At 75.3% G+C, this 2,369-nt stretch carries 1 protein-coding gene and 1 pseudogene; one reads left to right on the forward strand and one right to left on the reverse strand.

Annotated elements, in window-relative coordinates:
- Window positions 1-1,140, reverse strand: a 1,140-nt coding sequence (locus ACFV4G_RS10055; RefSeq protein WP_380438456.1) for a ThiF family adenylyltransferase, incomplete at its 3' end; no start/stop codon positions are given.
- A gap of 465 nt (window positions 1,141-1,605) precedes the next feature.
- Between ACFV4G_RS10055 and ACFV4G_RS10060 the strand changes: the two are divergent.
- Window positions 1,606-2,154 (forward strand): annotated as a pseudogene (locus ACFV4G_RS10060) (M48 family metallopeptidase); the annotation flags it as partial.
- Window positions 2,155-2,369: the final 215 nt, after the last annotated feature.

A 2,369-nucleotide genomic window follows, 5' to 3' on the forward strand; every position in this document is an offset into this window, starting at 1 on the left:
CAACAACACCCCCCCACCCCCCACCCCCCCACACCACCCCCGTGTCGTCGCGATGACCAGGTTCGTGGGCAGTGGCCCCGCGCCCCCCCAGTCCGGGTGGCCCCTCAGGCGCATCCGGCGCGGCATGCCGTCGGTGGCCGAGAACTCGCACCACCCGTTCACGCTCGGCGGCCGGCCGCCGTCGAGCAGCACCTGGACGTGGAGTGCCGCCAGGCCCGCCACGGCGGTGGCCATCGCGGTGTCGCAGGCCGGGGTGCGCGCACGCCCCGGTCCTCCGTCCGCGAGCTGGGCCAGCACCCGTGGCCACGCCGCGTCCTCGTCCTCCCTCCGCAGCACCAGGCAGTGCCCGCAGGCCGACACCCCCGGCACCACCAGGGGCCCGACCACCCCGAACTCCTCCACCACGCCCACGTAGAGATGCGGCACCCCGGCCCGCAGCAGCTGCCGCGCCTCGTACGCCCCGCCCGCGAACGCCCCGCTGCCGTCCCGCGGCGCGAGCACCACGAGATCGGGCGGCGCGTCCGCGGCCCGCCGCGGCGCGGGTGCCGGGCGACGGGCCGAGGCCCGCTGGACCGCCTCCTTGGCCGCCGTCATCCGCAGCCGCCCGACGTCGGACGGCGGCACGCCCGCGGGGGAGCAGTCGCCGGGCCGGACGCGGCCGCCGTCCTTCACCGTGACGGCCCCCGCCCCGCCTGCCGCGAGCACCGCCGCCACGGCGGCCCCGACCCGCCCCGCGCCGCGGACCTCGATCCTGGTGTCCGCCCGCCGGGCGAGCACCGCCGGTGCGGCACCCGGGCCGGAGTGGACCAGCGAGAGCGAGGCGAGGTCCGGCCCCAGCAGCTCCCGGTGCGGCTGCGGGAAGCGGGCGAGCGCGGCCTCGGCCGCCTCCGCGTCGTCGAGGAGCCCGGCCTCCTCCAGCTCGGCGAGCAGCGCCTCGGCCGGGTCGCGGCCGAGCCCGGCCTTCTCGCCGGCCGCCAGCAGCGCGGGACGGTCCCGGGTGCCGTCGAGCAGGCCCAGGAAGTCGCACAGGGTTTTGTCGGCGTGCTCGACCACTCCCGCGTAGCGGCTGATGGTCCCGAACTGCAGGGTCTCGGTGTCGCGCCAGCTGCGGGACAGGGCGGGCTTGAGGGCGAGGCGCACGGCGGTGTCCTTTCCGATCGTTTTCGGACGGCTGACGGCAGCTTGCCCGATCGGGGCGACATCGTGCGCCGGGTTATCCACAGGCGCTGGCCCGTGATCACATCATCGGTTCGCAGGTCCTGTGGATAACTGGGTATCCGCTCCGGCGTCGGTTTCCGGACACCCCTTGTCGGCCTTTCGTTACCGATCACTCCACGAAAGATTTCGGCCATGGCAGCGGACTTCTGTCAGTGGTAGCGGGTAACGTCGTGTGCCATGGCAGCCGAGCGGGACTCCCATCCATCGGCGTCGCGTCGGCGTGCCCGTGCAGCGTCCGGGTCGCAAGTGGCGGCGCCGAGCACGCGCGGGCGCTCGGATCAGCAGCCGAAATCCGCGCAGCCCCAGCACCAGACGCAGCATCAGTCGCAGCACCAGGCACAGCACCAGGCGTCCCCGCCCAAGCCGGGGGAGTCGCACGACCGCACGCGGGTCGAGGTGCGCCGCAGTGCCCGCCGCAGCCGCACCGTCTCGGCCTACCGCGAGGGCGACCGCACCGTCGTCCTGATCCCGGCGCGGATGTCGCACGCCGAGGAGCAGCGGTGGGTCGCGCAGATGCTGGAGAAGCTGGCCGCGCAGGAGAGCCGCCGGATCCCGGGGGACGACGCGTTGGAGGCGCGGGCCCGCGAGCTGTCGGCCGCGTACCTGGACGGCCGGGCGAAGCCGGCCCAGGTCCGCTGGGTCACGAACCAGAATTCGCGCTGGGGCTCGTGCACGCCGAGCGAGGGGACGATCCGGCTCTCGCACCGTCTCCAGGGGATGCCGGAGTACGTGCTCGACTACGTGCTGCTGCACGAGCTGGCGCACCTGCTGGTGCCGGATCACGGTCCGGGGTTCTGGGCGCTGCTGGAGGCCTATCCCCGGACGGAGCGGGCGCGCGGGTACCTGGAGGGCGTGGTGTCGGCGGCGCGGCTGCCGCACATCCCGGGGGCCCGGAGCGCGGACCCGGAGTCCGATCCGGCGCGTTCCTGCGGCTGAGGAGCCCGGCGGGGGAGGCAGGGAAACGGGGACGCGGGGAAGCGGGGGAAGGTAGGGAGCGGGAAGGCGGGGGACAGCGCGGCGGGGCCGCGCGATCGAACGTGGGAGCGACGGAAGGGGGCGTGGGCCTATGCGGGCCCCCCCCCCCGCCCCGGTTGGCACCCCACCAACAAGAACCCCCCCCCCCCCCCCCCAAGGACCCCCCCCCAATGTAG

Source organism: Kitasatospora sp. NPDC059747 (assembly GCF_042732955.1).
Taxonomy (GTDB): Bacteria; Actinomycetota; Actinomycetes; order Streptomycetales; family Streptomycetaceae; genus Kitasatospora.